This window comes from Aliivibrio thorii, from assembly GCF_057368585.1.
Map to the genome: position 1 here is coordinate 1,284,269 of NZ_CM170655.1, position 14,642 is coordinate 1,298,910.

At 36.4% G+C, this 14,642-nt stretch carries 14 protein-coding genes; 7 read left to right on the forward strand and 7 right to left on the reverse strand.

All coding sequences use genetic code 11. The features are described 5' to 3' along the window. Positions 1-59: 59 nt before the first annotated feature. Both AC2IP4_RS19995 and gltS read left to right on the forward strand, forming a co-directional pair. Positions 60-1,040, forward strand: a complete 981-nt coding sequence (locus tag AC2IP4_RS19995; RefSeq protein WP_375320517.1) for a Solitary outer membrane autotransporter beta-barrel domain — start codon at positions 60-62, stop codon at positions 1,038-1,040. 219 nt (positions 1,041-1,259) lie between these two features. After that, positions 1,260-2,483, forward strand: a complete 1,224-nt coding sequence (gene gltS / locus AC2IP4_RS20000) for a sodium/glutamate symporter (RefSeq protein ID WP_375320516.1) — start codon at positions 1,260-1,262, stop codon at positions 2,481-2,483. A 154-nt stretch (positions 2,484-2,637) separates the two neighbouring features. Here gltS and AC2IP4_RS20005 read toward each other — a convergent pair whose 3' ends face one another. The 3 genes from AC2IP4_RS20005 to AC2IP4_RS20015 form a co-directional block, all read right to left on the reverse strand. Next, entirely contained in the window at positions 2,638-4,251 is a 1,614-nt protein-coding gene (locus AC2IP4_RS20005; RefSeq protein WP_375320515.1) for an HD domain-containing phosphohydrolase, read from the reverse strand. 163 nt (positions 4,252-4,414) lie between these two features. Next, entirely contained in the window at positions 4,415-4,906 is a 492-nt protein-coding gene (locus tag AC2IP4_RS20010; protein WP_486310940.1) for a hypothetical protein, read from the reverse strand. A 50-nt stretch (positions 4,907-4,956) separates the two neighbouring features. Further along, positions 4,957-5,379: a DUF3010 family protein gene (locus AC2IP4_RS20015; protein WP_060993783.1), complete on the reverse strand. Its 423-nt coding sequence runs from the start codon at positions 5,377-5,379 to the stop codon at positions 4,957-4,959. A gap of 419 nt (positions 5,380-5,798) precedes the next feature. On the opposite strand from AC2IP4_RS20015, the gene AC2IP4_RS20020 reads away from it, so the two are divergent. Beyond that, positions 5,799-6,269 (forward strand): CreA family protein, encoded by a 471-nt coding sequence (locus AC2IP4_RS20020; protein WP_486310941.1) that lies wholly within the window; start codon positions 5,799-5,801, stop codon positions 6,267-6,269. Between the two features lie 62 nt (positions 6,270-6,331). Here AC2IP4_RS20020 and AC2IP4_RS20025 read toward each other — a convergent pair whose 3' ends face one another. Beyond that, a complete protein-coding gene (locus tag AC2IP4_RS20025) occupies positions 6,332-6,964 on the reverse strand; it encodes an OmpA family protein (protein WP_486310942.1) in 633 nt (210 codons plus the stop codon). 206 nt (positions 6,965-7,170) lie between these two features. On the opposite strand from AC2IP4_RS20025, the gene AC2IP4_RS20030 reads away from it, so the two are divergent. Further along, the gene (locus AC2IP4_RS20030) at positions 7,171-7,608 is read left to right on the forward strand and encodes a DUF3069 domain-containing protein (protein ID WP_105056055.1); all 438 of its coding nucleotides are present in this window, start codon (positions 7,171-7,173) and stop codon (positions 7,606-7,608) included. A 45-nt stretch (positions 7,609-7,653) separates the two neighbouring features. After that, a complete protein-coding gene (locus AC2IP4_RS20035) occupies positions 7,654-7,899 on the forward strand; it encodes a DUF2960 domain-containing protein (RefSeq protein ID WP_105056056.1) in 246 nt (81 codons plus the stop codon). A 4-nt stretch (positions 7,900-7,903) separates the two neighbouring features. Here AC2IP4_RS20035 and viaA read toward each other — a convergent pair whose 3' ends face one another. Continuing rightward, positions 7,904-9,352 carry an ATPase RavA stimulator ViaA gene (gene viaA / locus AC2IP4_RS20040; RefSeq protein WP_375320510.1) on the reverse strand — a complete coding sequence of 483 codons (1,449 nt, stop codon included), beginning with the start codon at positions 9,350-9,352 and terminating at the stop codon, positions 7,904-7,906. A gap of 33 nt (positions 9,353-9,385) precedes the next feature. Then, positions 9,386-11,035, reverse strand: a complete 1,650-nt coding sequence (locus AC2IP4_RS20045) for an ATPase RavA domain-containing protein (protein WP_375320509.1) — start codon at positions 11,033-11,035, stop codon at positions 9,386-9,388. Positions 11,036-11,391: 356 nt separating this feature from the next. Between AC2IP4_RS20045 and ltaE the strand changes: the two genes are divergently transcribed. Continuing rightward, a complete protein-coding gene (gene ltaE / locus AC2IP4_RS20050; RefSeq protein ID WP_375320817.1) occupies positions 11,392-12,396 on the forward strand; it encodes a low-specificity L-threonine aldolase in 1,005 nt (334 codons plus the stop codon). Between the two features lie 124 nt (positions 12,397-12,520). Here ltaE and mlc read toward each other — a convergent pair whose 3' ends face one another. Continuing rightward, entirely contained in the window at positions 12,521-13,735 is a 1,215-nt protein-coding gene (gene mlc / locus AC2IP4_RS20055) for a sugar metabolism global transcriptional regulator Mlc (RefSeq protein ID WP_375320508.1), read from the reverse strand. A 184-nt stretch (positions 13,736-13,919) separates the two neighbouring features. On the opposite strand from mlc, the gene queE reads away from it, so the two are divergent. Further along, positions 13,920-14,600, forward strand: a complete 681-nt coding sequence (gene queE / locus AC2IP4_RS20060; protein WP_375320816.1) for a 7-carboxy-7-deazaguanine synthase QueE — start codon at positions 13,920-13,922, stop codon at positions 14,598-14,600. The last annotated feature ends 42 nt before the right edge of the window (positions 14,601-14,642 follow it).

Here is a 14,642-nt window from a genome sequence, read left to right on the forward strand (position 1 = left end):
GGATAATTATTATTTTTTCTACTACATTATGTTTATATCTTTCCAAAAGGCTTGAAACATTGCGCGGATTAAATTCTCTCTTAATTATTTTGTTATTAAATCTAGTTACAGAGAAAGCTATCGCTCGTAAGTTAACGCCAGAAAGACAAGTCGAGCAAGCTTTCGCAGCCTCACTTGTTTTATCTGATAGCAACATGATCACATTCGGGATCGCCGATTTTAATCCAAATAACTACTTCGAAAGTGATAATGAAAATATTGGAAGTTCTGATTCTGTTGAGCTTCGCAATCAAATGACTGTTTACTCCCTTCCCTATACATTTACATTAACCGACGATCCTGATTCACTTTGGTCACATGAAATAACGCTTCGTGCTTCTTATGTAAATACTGATGTGGATATGGAGATCAAAGATAAATCTTTACCAGATTCAGATGTTGATGAAGTTTTCGGCTTATATGCCGAATATGCTCAAAATTATGAGTTTTATGAAAATTGGACCATTTCATTGGGGAATGCTTTTCACCTAATGCATTATAAAAACACCCACAAGTATAACTCTGCATTTAGTCAGTCTTTAGCTCCCTACTTTGATGGTACTTTTTTTAATGTCTCAAGTAATACCTTCATGATTGAACCTAAAATCACCTTTCAGTATAAAAAAGAAACTGATTGGGGAGAATGGCGTTTCAATAACAGCTATCATTATGCTTATGGTCAAGGTTTTGGTGGCTCTGCTGATTTTAGCTCAGATGTAAATCCAGAAGTCTGGCGTTTTGTAAATAGTCTACAATTAAGATATAACATGGCTCATTGGAATCGTTTTGCTCAAGTTCTATACTTAAAAGCGAAGCGTGTCGATCTAGGTGGTGATGTGAACGAGCCTCTTGGCACTGATTTCTATTATGAGTTCAATATTGCATGGTTAATCGATACGAGAAAATGGATATCTCTGGTTGATAATGTCGGTATTGGGTTCACATTTAACGTAGGTAGTGCACTTCGCGGCGGAAGTATTGTTCTTTTTTACGATGAATAGTTACTAATAAACTTACATTATTCTTTAATGATAACAGTGTGTTTATATATTTTACTCCACATTAACCCACTAGTGTTGATAAAAATGCTACTATCCGTCCCTGAAATTAGACAATATCATTCAGAATAATGCATTAAAATACATTTATTCTTCATTTTTTTTCGAAAAGCTAACTATTGTAGACGAAACTAAGAATCGATATTTCAACTTAGGAGTACTATGTCAAACACTCTATCTATTGGCGCACTTGAATCATTTTTAATTGCCATTGCGGTGCTTTTTCTCGGCAACTTGGTCAATTCAAAAGTTGTGCTATTTAAAAAATATAATATCCCAGAGCCAATTATTGGCGGATTGATCGTCGCGGTTGCTATCACCGCTCTCCATTTTAAAGGTATTAACTTACAGTTCTCACTGCCTTTACAAAGTACATTCATGCTAATGTTCTTTAGTACAGTCGGCTTGGCTGCTAACTATAAGCAATTAATAAAAGGAGGCACGAAAGTCTTTATTTTTCTTGCAGTTGCTTCTGTTTACATCATTATCCAAAACGGAATTGGCGTCAGCTTGGCAAGCATGATGGGACTAGATCCTCTGATGGGATTAATTGCTGGTTCAATTACCCTATCTGGTGGTCATGGTACAGGCGCTGCGTGGTCACAAACATTTGCTGAGACTTATCATTTAAACACACTAGAACTAGCAATGGCATCAGCAACCTTTGGTTTAATTATGGGTGGTTTAATTGGTAGCCCAATTGCACAAAAACTTATCCATAAACATAAACTAGAATCAGAGTATGGCACAGGGGTTGATACTCATAGCCGCTTCCCTGAGCTTGTTACCTATAATGAACGTGAAGAAGATAAAGTTACCGCTAAAAAAGTAATTGAAACATTATTTGTTCTTTTACTTTGTGTTGTTGGTGCCGGATACCTTGGTGATTTTGTTGCTACCTTTGATATCTCATGGCTGAAAATTCCTGATTTTGTCTATGCATTATTTATCGGTGTATTCATTACGAATATCACTGAAGTTACTAAGATCCATAAAATTGATACTGAAACAGTTGATATTTTAGGTACGGTTTCACTTGCCCTGTTCTTAGCAATGGCATTAATGAGCTTAAAGCTGTGGAATATCTTCGATTTAGCGATTCCATTACTGATTATTCTTTCAGTTCAAACCGTAGTCCTAGCGTTGTTTTCATATTTTGTTACATTCCGCGTTATGGGGTCAAATTATGATGCTGCGGTAATGGCTGGCGGTCACTGTGGGTTTGGTCTAGGCGCGACACCAACAGCGGTGATGAACATGGGCTCACTCGTCTCTCGTTTTGGACCATCACCACAAGCGTTTATGGTTGTTCCTATTGTCGGTGCGTTTTTCATTGATATCGTAAATTTGATTATTTTACAAACTTACATTAGCTTTATTGGATAATACTAATCACAGTAAGTAAGCAGATTCAGCATTTTAACCAGCTACGATGATCAGTTATTTACTACAATTGGTATAGTTTAAATAGTAATAAAAAGCCCGCTACATCACTTTATCGGGCTTTGTTTCGTTTAAATGATGAGTAATCTCATACAATTTAATCAGGGTATTCCTGTCTAATATCAACAAATTTTTGAATGTTATTTAAGAACAGTTGGCACAAATTAGGATCAAACTGTTTACCACATTCTTTTTCAAACAGCGCTATAACTTTGTCTAGAGGCCATGCCTCTTTATAGCAACGCTTACTCATCAAGGCATCGAATACATCCGTTATCGCTGTAATACGAGCAAAAATATAAATTTCATCAGCGACTAGTTGATTAGGGTACCCTTTTCCATCCCACCGTTCATGATGCTCTAAGGCTATCCTTGCTGCTGATTGCATAATTTCGCCCCCTGAACTTAATAAGTTATAACCCATAACAGTATGCTGCTCTATTATTTTTCTTTCATCTTGGGTTAATTTACCTGGCTTATCTAATATAGCCTCTGAGACCCCTATTTTACCAACATCATGCATAGGGCTAATAACTTCTATTAATTCATATTCTGATAAAGGTAACCCATAAATTTTACCTAGAAGCCAAGACATTTTAGCAACTCTGCGAACATGACTTCCGGTTTCACCAGAACGCGTTTCTATCGCCTCCCCTAAAACTTCTATCATTTCTTTTTGCACTGTTAATGTTTTTCTCTGTAGAGCCAATATGTGTGATTTATTTTCATTTAATTCTTTCTTACGTAGTATGGCAATATATTGAGTAATGATAATGCCAAGCATCATTACTACTAATAGCGTAGAGACACTAATGATATTTCTGTGCTCATACAGATAAGAATAAGGTTCATTCACGACACTCGAAGCATGAGGTAATTCTTGCCTTTTTAAATGAAAATGCTCTACCATGCTTGAATCGAAAAGATAGCCTTCCCATGCAGAAGGAAAATTAGACACCTTTTCTGTTATCGTAAAATTCAATTTCTGACGAAGCGATAAAATCGATTGCACACCTAATGAATAAGAGCGATTTACATAGCCACCAAGAACCCCATAGCCAATATAATGCTCCCAAAATACAAAGATTGGGATAGCACTATTTTTAGATAATACCGAAGCAATAGCGGCATAATCATAATATCGGCCTTTGTTTAATTCAGTATTATAGTGCGTTAGAAAAGCAACTGAATCTCTTGGGGCTGTAGATAAGAAAGCTGTAGCTTCTTCTAATGATTTATCATTGATAACTTTAACTGTTAATTGAGCGAACTTCTCAGCCTCAGATAAAAAATGCTTACGAATTAACTGAGAGGTTAAGCTGTCATCACTTAATAAATATATCGTTTTGACGTTAGGGAAAAGCGATTGTGCCAATTCTAAGTTTTTAGATATGTGATCCCGCTCATAATAGATTGTTAATCGATTTTTCAGGGTACCTAAATCTGGGGAAAGATTATTAATACCAACAGCTACAATAGGAATGTCAGGATAAAGGTTGTCGGCGTTTTTAATTAAAAAATTGAGTGCATTATCATCAGAGGCAATAACGGCATCAAAGTAATCTATTTTATATTTAATATTCAAATAGTACTGATACTCTGCATGATATTGCTTATTATCAATACGTTTAGAATCCATATACTCAATAGATAAACGTATATTTTTATCTGCATTTTTTATGGTGTTCTGAATCCCCTTCTCTATGTTCATAGTCCACTCATAAGACGGGCTATAAGAATGTAGGATAAGAATATTAATGGGCTTTTCAGTCTCTACCAATCGCGCAAAAGAAATCGATGGATATAGAGATAAAAAAGCCATTAAGAATGAGAAAAAGTAACGCATATTATGGTTAGCTTATTAGTAAACAGGCTTATGTTCGAATACAAGACGTAAACGTATGACCTGTTAAAGCAGTTTGTTGCTCCATGACTGCACTTAAAAAGCTATTAATAGTCAAAACATCACTTGTTACTACAACATCAGAAACATACATGACATCATCAGAAGCTTGAGACACACATGCGGCAACAGGTTTCATACCATCTAAAGCTATAAATAGTTGATAATCGTCACACAAATCTACTTGAGTTAGAAATTCGAGTACATCGTCATACTCTGTATCCCATTGACTCGCTACCGTCATTGCCCATCGGATAGTTAAACGATGCTCAGTAACTAATAAAATTGATATATTTTCAGGGAATACTGGCGAAAGGTAGGTATATTCTTCCGAATCTAAAGTCTCTTGATTTAAGTAGACATCGCGACCTTTTACACTTTCAGGCGTAGGAAAGTCGACATTAACTTGATTCGCTAACCAAGTTAATTTTTGCTGATGGAATGTATTCAAATCTATAGACATAAGCACCTACAAAAAAGGATGGTTAATCCATCCTTTTAATAATCAAAAAATTATAAGTTTAAGAAAGCAAAACCTGTTTCATACGCTTCTTGCTGATAACCTTTAAGGCCAACTTCTTTTACTCGCAGCATTTCTGGTGCGCGTTTAAGGCTAGCTTTTTGATCCATTGCTGATAATACTTCAACTTCAACAGCATCAATTAACTGAATAGCAGCTTCTAATTTAAAGCCGACAGCGCCGCCAGCAAACTTACCTTTCATAACGCGTTCTTTAATTACAACCGTTTCTACTTGGTAGTCTTCCATCAATTTTTTAAATTTAAACTGAAAATCACGGATAGATTCCGTTTTAGATGGCTCAGTAATATCAAATTTAGCAACACGACAATCTGGTAGGTCAATCATGCCATCTGATTTATTAACTAAACAGATGATTGCTTCATTACCTTTAAGCTCTACGCCACATACTTTCATTCTAAAATCCTAACAATGTCTTGAACTCGTTGATTATAGCCTAATTAAATTAAATAGATACGTTGAATCTAACAATAAAAATCAAGCATTAAAAATCATTGACCCCAAATATTACAAAAGTCTGGAACACATACACTTGGTTGTGATGGAGAGCTGCAGCCACTTAATAAAAGAACCATAATAGCAGCTGTAATTATTTGTTTTTTCAAGATATATCTCCACATGTGTATTTTATAGAATAGATACTAATACACTTTTGACTAATTCAAAAACCCATTTGTCATTTAAGTTCGCATATACACCTAACTACCCTATGCTAACATCATGACATCATTTATATTTTTAGTATCGTGCCATGCTCAAATCGAATAACACTTATGCTACACTCATCTATATCGTTTAAAATCAGAGAATCTTTAATGAAAAAAATTATTTTTGCTCTAAGTCTGACCGCAATGCTTACCGCTTGTTCAGATAATGAAGTCGGTGACGTATCACTAGGTATGTTCACCATGAAAGATATCAAAGTTTCAAACTTGGATGATGACAAAATCCCAGGCATTACTTGTCACATTGCATCAGTTGAAGCTGACTTCAGCCTTGCAGATCCGAGTGATAGCTCTATTTCATGTCGCCAAACGGGTGATATCACACCTGAGATGATTGCAACAATCGATAAATCTAAATCAGGTGAAGTGGTATTTAAACAATCTAAGAGTATTTTCTTCAAATCAATGAAGGTTAGACGCATCTACGATGCTGAAAATCAAACCCTACTCTATCTGTCTTACACAACAAAGGAGACCGAAGGCAGCTTTAAACATAGTCTGTCAACTGTTCCACTGTGGGGTACTAAGGCGTACCAAGAGCAACCAATATCTGCTCAGTAAAATGCAAGTAAACCAGATAGGGATATATCCTTATCTGGTTTACTCTATCTTTAATCTTATCTTTACCAATGAATCTTTAATATTGTAATTTCAACACGACGATTACACTTACGGCCTAACATCGTTTCGTTATCGCATAATGGAAGATACTCACCAAACCCACGAGAATACAATTGACCTGCATCCAGTCTATTTGCTAATAGGTAACGTCGAACTTCGTTAGAGCGCATTTCTGACAGGTTCTGATTACTATCCGGATTACCAGTTTTATCTGTGTGCCCATCTAAAACTAAAGCAAGTTCCGGTTTCGTAGCCATAACAGATATCAGTTTATTTAATAAATTTTTAGCCAACGGCGTTAACTCTGCCTTGGCACTTGAGAAATGTACTTTCTCTTGAATACTAATAACAAGCTGATCACCATTGACTTCATGATAAATAACACCAAGCTCAGAAAGCTGATTAGCCACTTTTCTCATATCATCGTCTTTCAATTCACCATTCGGTCCTGTTAATGGGCTTGTTACTTCAGCATCAACGGATTCACCTTTTTCTAATGTTTGATTAGTAGGATCTTCAAATGTTGGAAATGGTGTATCATCTTTAGTCTTAGGAGCGGTATCTAATAAATTGTTCCCCATTGGAGCACAACCGATCAGTAACAATGAAGTACATAGTGATAAAATTTTAAGCATGATTAACCCGAGTAATAATATTCCTACCTCTTTTAGCGGCCTAGATGACAATATCTTTACTTTAAACCCTTCTTTTGTGACCTTTATTCCTTTTTTTTGCTTCTAAATAGAACAATTAGGGCGCTATTTTCCTATACAGCAATGAATAGAATTGACATTTTTTTTGGTCTGGTTACCATTTATTTTTTATATGATGAGAAATGCCCATGTCTGAAGTTGAAAACACACAAAAAGAGGCTATTGATTTAGCAACTATCTCTCCAGAACTTAAAAAAGTAATTGAGTTTGAAAGCGTTCCTGAAGAAATGTGGCACATGCTTGTTTCTGTTCATGAAGTAGCTGAAATTGCTGTTCGTGAATCTTGGGATGAAATGCCAGCAAGTGCTCAAAAAGTATTAGACAATTTTGAGCAATTTCACGCATTAGTTTCTTTAAGCCAAAGCTACGCTGGTTATGATTTCATGGCGGAATTCGAAACTATCGAACTTCCTGAAAACATGGATGAAGATGCACAAGCGGAATACCGCTCTCAGCTGCTTGATCAAGTTTTACACAACTGTGTTAAAGACCTTGTTAAGCAAATTAAAAAAGCACGTCGTGATCCAATCATGAAACGTGAACTTGCTGAAATATTCAAAAAGTAATTAATAGAAAGGATGGTTACGGCCATCCTTTTTTGAGGAATAATAATGGCTCGTACCGTTCGTTACACCTACAAATCAGAAACGAAAGAAATTGCTTTCTCGTTCCGTGAATTTCACGGTCCATTTGAGGCAGCAGCAGCTGCTGAAGGTATTGATATCTCTAAATTTGATACCATGCTAAAACAAGTAGAAATGGCATCAAGCAATCCTGGTGCAGTGAAGGACTTCCGTCACAGCTACTTCACTAAATTAGGTTTTAGTAAAGTTCGCTTTGTGAAAGATGGGGAATAACGCATTATCTGATTTGCGTTAATCTACCTAGCATTGATGGATGATAAGACCATGTATGATCAAACATCGCCATTAATGCTGGATTACCATATTTAGATAAACAAACCGCATGAAAACGATTCTGATGTTGTTTCACTTCTTGAACCATTGCATCAATATGCTCTGATTGCGTCGGGGCGATAAAGTCAGACAATACGACCAAATCGGCGTTTTTATACTTATCACCATGCATAAGTTGAATCGACTGCTCAAGTACCGGCTCTAAATCTGTACCACCGTGAAATTTATACGATAAAAAATCCGCAACCTCTTTCAAACCATCTTGCTTTGTTAACTCATAGGTAATTTGTTGGGTAGAAAATAAGATGACATAACAATCTCTTTCTTCCGCTAATGCTATTTGCATTAACCCATACGCCAATGCTTTAGCGCATTGTTCAGGAAAGCCACTCATTGAACCTGATGCGTCAACACAAACAACAAAAGGCCCCTTTTCAATTAATGCGTCACTTGCAGCTCTAGAGTGTGCGGTAACTTTCCGCAGTTTTCTATCAGCCCCTTCCATTCGATAATTCATCAAACGTTTGTCTACAAGATGCTGATAAAAAATAACCTCAAGTTCAGGGTGAGATAAAAATAGAGTTTCATTGGGTAATAAACGACTCAGATCATCCCCTTCTTGTATACCTACAATATCATCAGTAACAAAATCACTTTTCTCTTCCACCACTTTGACTTCTTCAGCCAAAGCTTGAGATCGGTCATGATTTGGCGCTTCATTTGCCATGCGTCCAAGTTTGGAAGCAATATCTTGTAGCCCTTTATTTTTGCTTAAAAAACGTGCGTGAAGCTTCATAATATCAACATTGGATTTAGTTAACTTGGCTGATGCCATGTCCCATAACTTTCCAATCTTAGCCTCATCCCCTTCAGCCGTTACTGATTCCATTGTTTTTAAGGTCTCAATACGCTGATACAGGTCGGCAAGTAGTTTCTCTTTATCTTCTTTTAATTCTGTCAGCTGTGCTTTCTTAATTGCATCAGAAAGGCTTTCATACCAACGTTCACAAAAGAAACGAGGAAACATTGGATTAATTAACCCCTTGTTGTTGTTAATCAACTTACTCGCTTCAATATAAAATGAGGAGTGCCATTCTAACTTAATAACAACACTATCTATTTTCTGATAAAACTCATCTTCGGTCCAATGAATTACTTCTTGATATAATGCCAACTCTTCTTGAATACGTTCAGTCTCACACACTTTTGTCATTTTGTGTTTAACCTTACCTCTCCATTTTAAAATATGATTTTTAATGGTTGGCTTAATGTTAGGGTTTGATTTCGCTGCAGTTAAAAATTGAGGTCTAGATAAAACCTCCGCGATCGAAGAATCTATCATCCCTGATTCTGCAACCATCATAACTAAATTTAACGCGTCAGCACCTAACATACATTTCCTTATGAGTAATAATACATGATTATACTAAGAGTAATATTCACTAAAGTTTAGTACTCTACGGCTTGTGCTCTCAAATTGAGTTTTACAATCTTCAATTCGTTGAGCTAATAACTGTAGACTACTTTCAATAACAGACGGTAAATTCTCTTCAATAAAGTTATGTGGAAGTGCCGCATGGAATTGAGTTCTACTTTTTCTTAACTGATGATCAGCCTCATTCAATTTTGAATTGTTTAAAGCAATACTCTGTTCCCACTCTTCAAATTGGCTTTGCTCTGGATTATTATGACCGACCATACCAACAAGAACAGAGCGATTTGCGATATCTTTGATTACCAACCTGGAATCTGCATCCAATTCTAAATTCAACGCGCATAAATTTGGATTTTGATTCACATAACCATAAACAACAGCTTTGCCTTCTTTCATTTGCTTTGATATGTCATCAGGATTTACATAAACCCAACGGCTATCGCCCTTTTCACTCTCTGAAACAGACATATTCGATTGCAGCATAACTAACTTAATTAATTGATGAGCAGAACCTACGCTGTATCTTTTACCTTTATGGAAATCAAATTCAAAGCTTTCTTTTTTCATTAATCGATTACCCGTAGCTTCAATATGAAAATTAATACTTTGTTCAACTAATATCGCCGCTTCCATCTCAATAACATCAGCTTGTATCATCTCAATATTCATCGATACATTTTTTTGATCAAATGCTTTTTCTGAAGCAAATTTTCGAATGCTGTCCCTTACTTGTTCACGGTTTTCAGGCGTAGTCCATAAACAGTCTTGCAGCAACAACAGATCCATTGGATTAATTTCATCACGTCCACTGAAAAATGCCGATGCTTTCAGTAGTTTTACTGATTTTTTCCAACGGCGATCGGATACATAAAGATCATCATCATAAGATGAGTTATGTTTCTCTAGCATTGATTTAAGTTCAAAAAGCTTTTCGAATACTTCTTCAGATAGAGTTAAGCCATCAAACTCTTTTTGCCATTGATGATACTCTGTATCTGTAACGACTAATGACGGATCTACTTCTGTTTCTTGAATCGTCCCAGTCATTAACATCGACTTAAAATTGTTTTTATTTTGAATACGATTCACGAACACGCGAACTAACATTCGATCGTAAAGTGCATCCAAACCGCTGTCTTCATCTGGTAGTTCATTAGATGCAGAAATCAATAATCGCATAGGAACGGGAAGAATTTCACTGCCATTTTTAAATGTTTTTTCATTAACAACGGTTAGTAAAGTATTTAAGATTGCAGGGCCTGCTTTCCAGATCTCATCTAAAAATACAACCTGAGCATTAGGTAAATAACCTTCAGTCAAACGTACATACTTACCATTGTCTTTTAATTCTTGAATTGATAATGGACCAAAGACTTCTTCTGGTGTTGAGAACCGCGTCATTAAATACTCAAAATAACTGCTGTTATCAAAAGCCTTAATTAAACGCTTTGCAATTAAGCTTTTTGCTATACCTGGAGGACCAAGCAAGAAAACACTTTCTCCCGCAAGCGCGGCAAGCAAACACAGCCTCATTGTGTCTTCTCTCTCATATACACCATCAGACAAGGCGGTTGTCAGTTTTTGGATTCTTTCTGATAACAATGCGCGCTCTGCACTGGTTCTTATTGAGTTACCTTGCATTACATTCCCTTACAATTCTGATCGTATATGATATTGAGTATAATGTAATTCCTTTACTCATTATAGTTACATATTTCCATAATCGCTTAATAAACAATCACTTTAACTAATCAATTAGTCGTAATTTAGAAATTTTGCTCTTTTTGATATGCATTTTTTTATCGTTACCTTTAACTCTATCACTAAGATCTTTTAATCAGAAGTGAGTCATATTAGTCGCTGGCGTATGTAAAAAGATGTGGTCGACATTATTTTCACATACATAAACACTATGCTATCGTCTATAAAAATAGCACTAAAATAATAACAGCCTAATGATATTTTAAACATTACGGTTAACGCAAGGAAGTAACATGATTGATTTTCGCTCAGATACAGTAACAAGACCAACCCAAACCATGCGTGATGCAATGGCAAACGCCTTAGTTGGCGATGATGTGTATGGAGATGACCCAACAGTAAATGAACTTGAGGCATGGACAGCAGAGCGACATGGCTTTGAAGCGGCTCTTTTCACCTCATCAGGTACTCAAGCGAACCTTTTAGGTTTGATGGCCCACTGTGAACGTGGTGATGAATATTTATGTGGCCAACAAGCGCATAATTACAAATATGAAGCCGGTGGCGCAGCAGTTTTAGGATCAATCCAACCTCAACCAGTAGAGAATAACCCTGATGGTTCATTATGCTTTCAAAAGCTAGAAGCTGCGATTAAACCAGATGACTTTCATTTTGCACGAACCAAGCTGCTTAGCTTAGAAAATACCATTAATGGTAAAGTCCTCCCTCTTAGCTATTTAGCCGAAGCTCGTGAGTTCGTAAATAAGCATAATTTACAACTTCACCTTGATGGCGCCCGTGTATATAACGCCGCAGTCGCACTAAATGTCGATATTAAAGAGATTGCACAGCATTTTGATAGTATGACTATTTGTTTATCGAAAGGCTTATCAGCACCTGTTGGCTCTTTATTATTGGGCACTAAAGAGTATATCCAAAAAGCACGGCGCATTAGAAAAATGTTGGGCGGCGGCATGCGTCAGGCAGGAATTCTAGCTGCTGCTGGTAAACTTGCTTTAACTGAACAAGTTCCACAACTCGCGGTCGATCATAGCAATGCTAAATATTTAGCAGAACAACTTAATAATGTGAGTGGATTTTCGGTCAATGTAGAGCACATTCAAACTAACATTGTATTTGCTCGCTTAGATAACAAAGTCGATATACATACGATTGTTCAACACGCTCAAGAGAAAGATATTTTAATTTCTGCTGGTAACCCTATTCGTTTTGTTACTCATAAAGATATTTCAAAACAAGATATTGATACGTTTGTTGAGTTTCTAAAAAGCGAAGTCTAGTTGCAGATTAATACTAATTCTTTTAGGCAATCATTAGAAACTTATCTCAATGGTTTGAAAAGATAGTCAAATAAAAAGAGCAGCTTAGTGGCTGCTCCTTTGTTTCCATACATACAGTAATATTTTAGCCTTCAATCACTTTCATCAGTAATGACCCATCAAACATTGCTTGCTTAACAAGCGCAGCTCCCGGCATTGTCGCTTGTGTATAAAAACGGCTTTCAACTAACTTTGTATCTTTAGCATACAAAGGCAATACTTGATTTTGTATTGCATCCATTATAACAGGATAAAGAAGTTCTTTAGAAAGGTTTATCTCACCACCAATCAATACAATTTCAGGGTTAAACAAGTTCACCATAATGGCAATCGCTTCACCAAGATTATGCCCTAACTCAGTAATGACTTGTTTTGCTAAAATATCGCCTTCATTAGCAGCTAGACAAATATTTTCTATCGTAATCACATTGCCTTTCAATGACGTTTGGTGCCCATTATTAATCAGGTTTGTTACTTGATCTCTAAGCGCTTTAGCACTGGCTACGGTTTCAAGACAACCTGAATTACCACAATGACAACGAGCGCCTAATTTATTGATTTTGATGTGCCCCATCTCACCAATATTACCCGTTCTACCTTGTAGGACTTCACCATTCATTATGATACCGGCACCAACACCGTGATGAATGGAAACAAGAATTGAATTATCATAACTTTGAGAGTTACCAAACAACTTTTCAGCTAATGCCCAACTACGAGTGTCGTTACCAATAAAGACAGGCAAACCTGTAGCTTCATAAATTTTAGGACCAAGAGGCAAATTATTCACGTTGTAATGTGGCATTTGAATAACAAGCCCTTCAGAAGAAATAACTAACCCCGGTAAAGAGACTGAAATACTTGTTATCCTGCCTAAAATACGAGAATGTTTTTGAAAGAATAGTTCAATCTCGGCAAGTAACTTCGCGAGTAACTCATCTTGTTCTATTTCTTTAATCGTTTGCCTTTCTTCAATAATTTGCTCACCGCCAAGACTGTGCAACGCGATAGTAAGGTAGCCTCGTCCTAACCGTAAAGACAAAAACTGCCAGCCTTCATTATCAACTTCTAAACCAATCGCAGGTCGACCACGACTATTTGCTTCTTGTACCTGCATTTCTTTGATAAGGTGTGCGTCAAGCAATTCGCGTGTAATTTTAGTAATACTAGCCGGAGCTAAATTACTTTGTTTAGAAAGGTCTATTCGAGAGATAGGACCAAGTTGGTCAATAAGCTTATAAACCCGTCCAGCATTTACTTGTTTTAAGTGATCAATGTGTCCGGGTTGGGCCACGTACATGTGTATCTCCAGTAAATAAATTTGTGTCTAATTTCATTTTTTTACTTTGCGAACAAATTGTGAAGTCTAAGTATTAACCTACGTGATAAGTATCACGAAGATTATGAAATATTTACTGAAAATGCGACTTTTGCACGTATTTCACCTACGATTTTTTATAGTTTTTTATTTGAGTAAAATAATTATGTCAGCGCCATCATTTAAAATTAATGAGTTATTCGAAACCATTCAAGGTGAGGGTACATTCACCGGAGTTCCTTCTATTTTCTTACGCTTACAAGGCTGTCCTGTTGGTTGCTCTTGGTGTGATACCAAACAAACGTGGGAAGTTGAGCTAAGTGATAAAACAGATTTAGCAACAATTTTAGCGAAAAAAGAAGATGCGCCAAGCTGGACAGAGCTAACAAGCACTCAAATCATAAACATGCTTAATGAACAAGGTTATACAGCAAAGCATATCGTTATAACGGGTGGTGAGCCATGCATGTATGATTTAACACCATTAACAGAAGAGTTAGAACAACATGGTTACCGTTGTCAGATAGAAACCAGTGGTACCTACCCTATTTTGACCTCAGTTAGCACGTGGGTGACAGTGTCACCAAAAATCAATATGAAAGGTAAGCTTCCTGTATTAGAACAAGCCTTAATGCGCGCAAACGAAATTAAACATCCAGTGGGAACAACAAAAGACATTGAGCAACTAGATACCCTGCTTGAGAATATAAAATTATTGGACGATGTTACGATTGCCTTGCAGCCTATCAGCCAAAAACCACGAGCTACCGAACTTTGTATTGAAACCTGCATCAAAAGAAATTGGCGACTTTCTATACAAACACACAAATATTTAGCGATTGCGTGATACTTTTTTACAATTTCCTTGTTTGAATCATGGAATTGTCAT

Coding starts and splice junctions, on each gene's coding strand:
- AC2IP4_RS20020 (WP_486310941.1), top strand. CDS start 5,799: ATGAAAAAAATTATTTTTGCTCTAAGTCTGACCGCAATGCTTACCGCT.
- AC2IP4_RS20010 (WP_486310940.1), bottom strand. CDS start 4,906: ATGTCTATAGATTTGAATACATTCCATCAGCAAAAATTAACTTGGTTA.
- AC2IP4_RS20030 (WP_105056055.1), top strand. CDS start 7,171: ATGTCTGAAGTTGAAAACACACAAAAAGAGGCTATTGATTTAGCAACT.
- AC2IP4_RS20035 (WP_105056056.1), top strand. CDS start 7,654: ATGGCTCGTACCGTTCGTTACACCTACAAATCAGAAACGAAAGAAATT.
- AC2IP4_RS20005 (WP_375320515.1), bottom strand. CDS start 4,251: ATGAACATAGAGAAGGGGATTCAGAACACCATAAAAAATGCAGATAAA.
- queE (WP_375320816.1), top strand. CDS start 13,920: ATGTCAGCGCCATCATTTAAAATTAATGAGTTATTCGAAACCATTCAA.
- mlc (WP_375320508.1), bottom strand. CDS start 13,735: ATGTACGTGGCCCAACCCGGACACATTGATCACTTAAAACAAGTAAAT.
- AC2IP4_RS20025 (WP_486310942.1), bottom strand. CDS start 6,964: ATGCTTAAAATTTTATCACTATGTACTTCATTGTTACTGATCGGTTGT.
- AC2IP4_RS20015 (WP_060993783.1), bottom strand. CDS start 5,379: ATGAAAGTATGTGGCGTAGAGCTTAAAGGTAATGAAGCAATCATCTGT.
- gltS (WP_375320516.1), top strand. CDS start 1,260: ATGTCAAACACTCTATCTATTGGCGCACTTGAATCATTTTTAATTGCC.
- viaA (WP_375320510.1), bottom strand. CDS start 9,352: ATGTTAGGTGCTGACGCGTTAAATTTAGTTATGATGGTTGCAGAATCA.
- AC2IP4_RS20045 (WP_375320509.1), bottom strand. CDS start 11,035: ATGCAAGGTAACTCAATAAGAACCAGTGCAGAGCGCGCATTGTTATCA.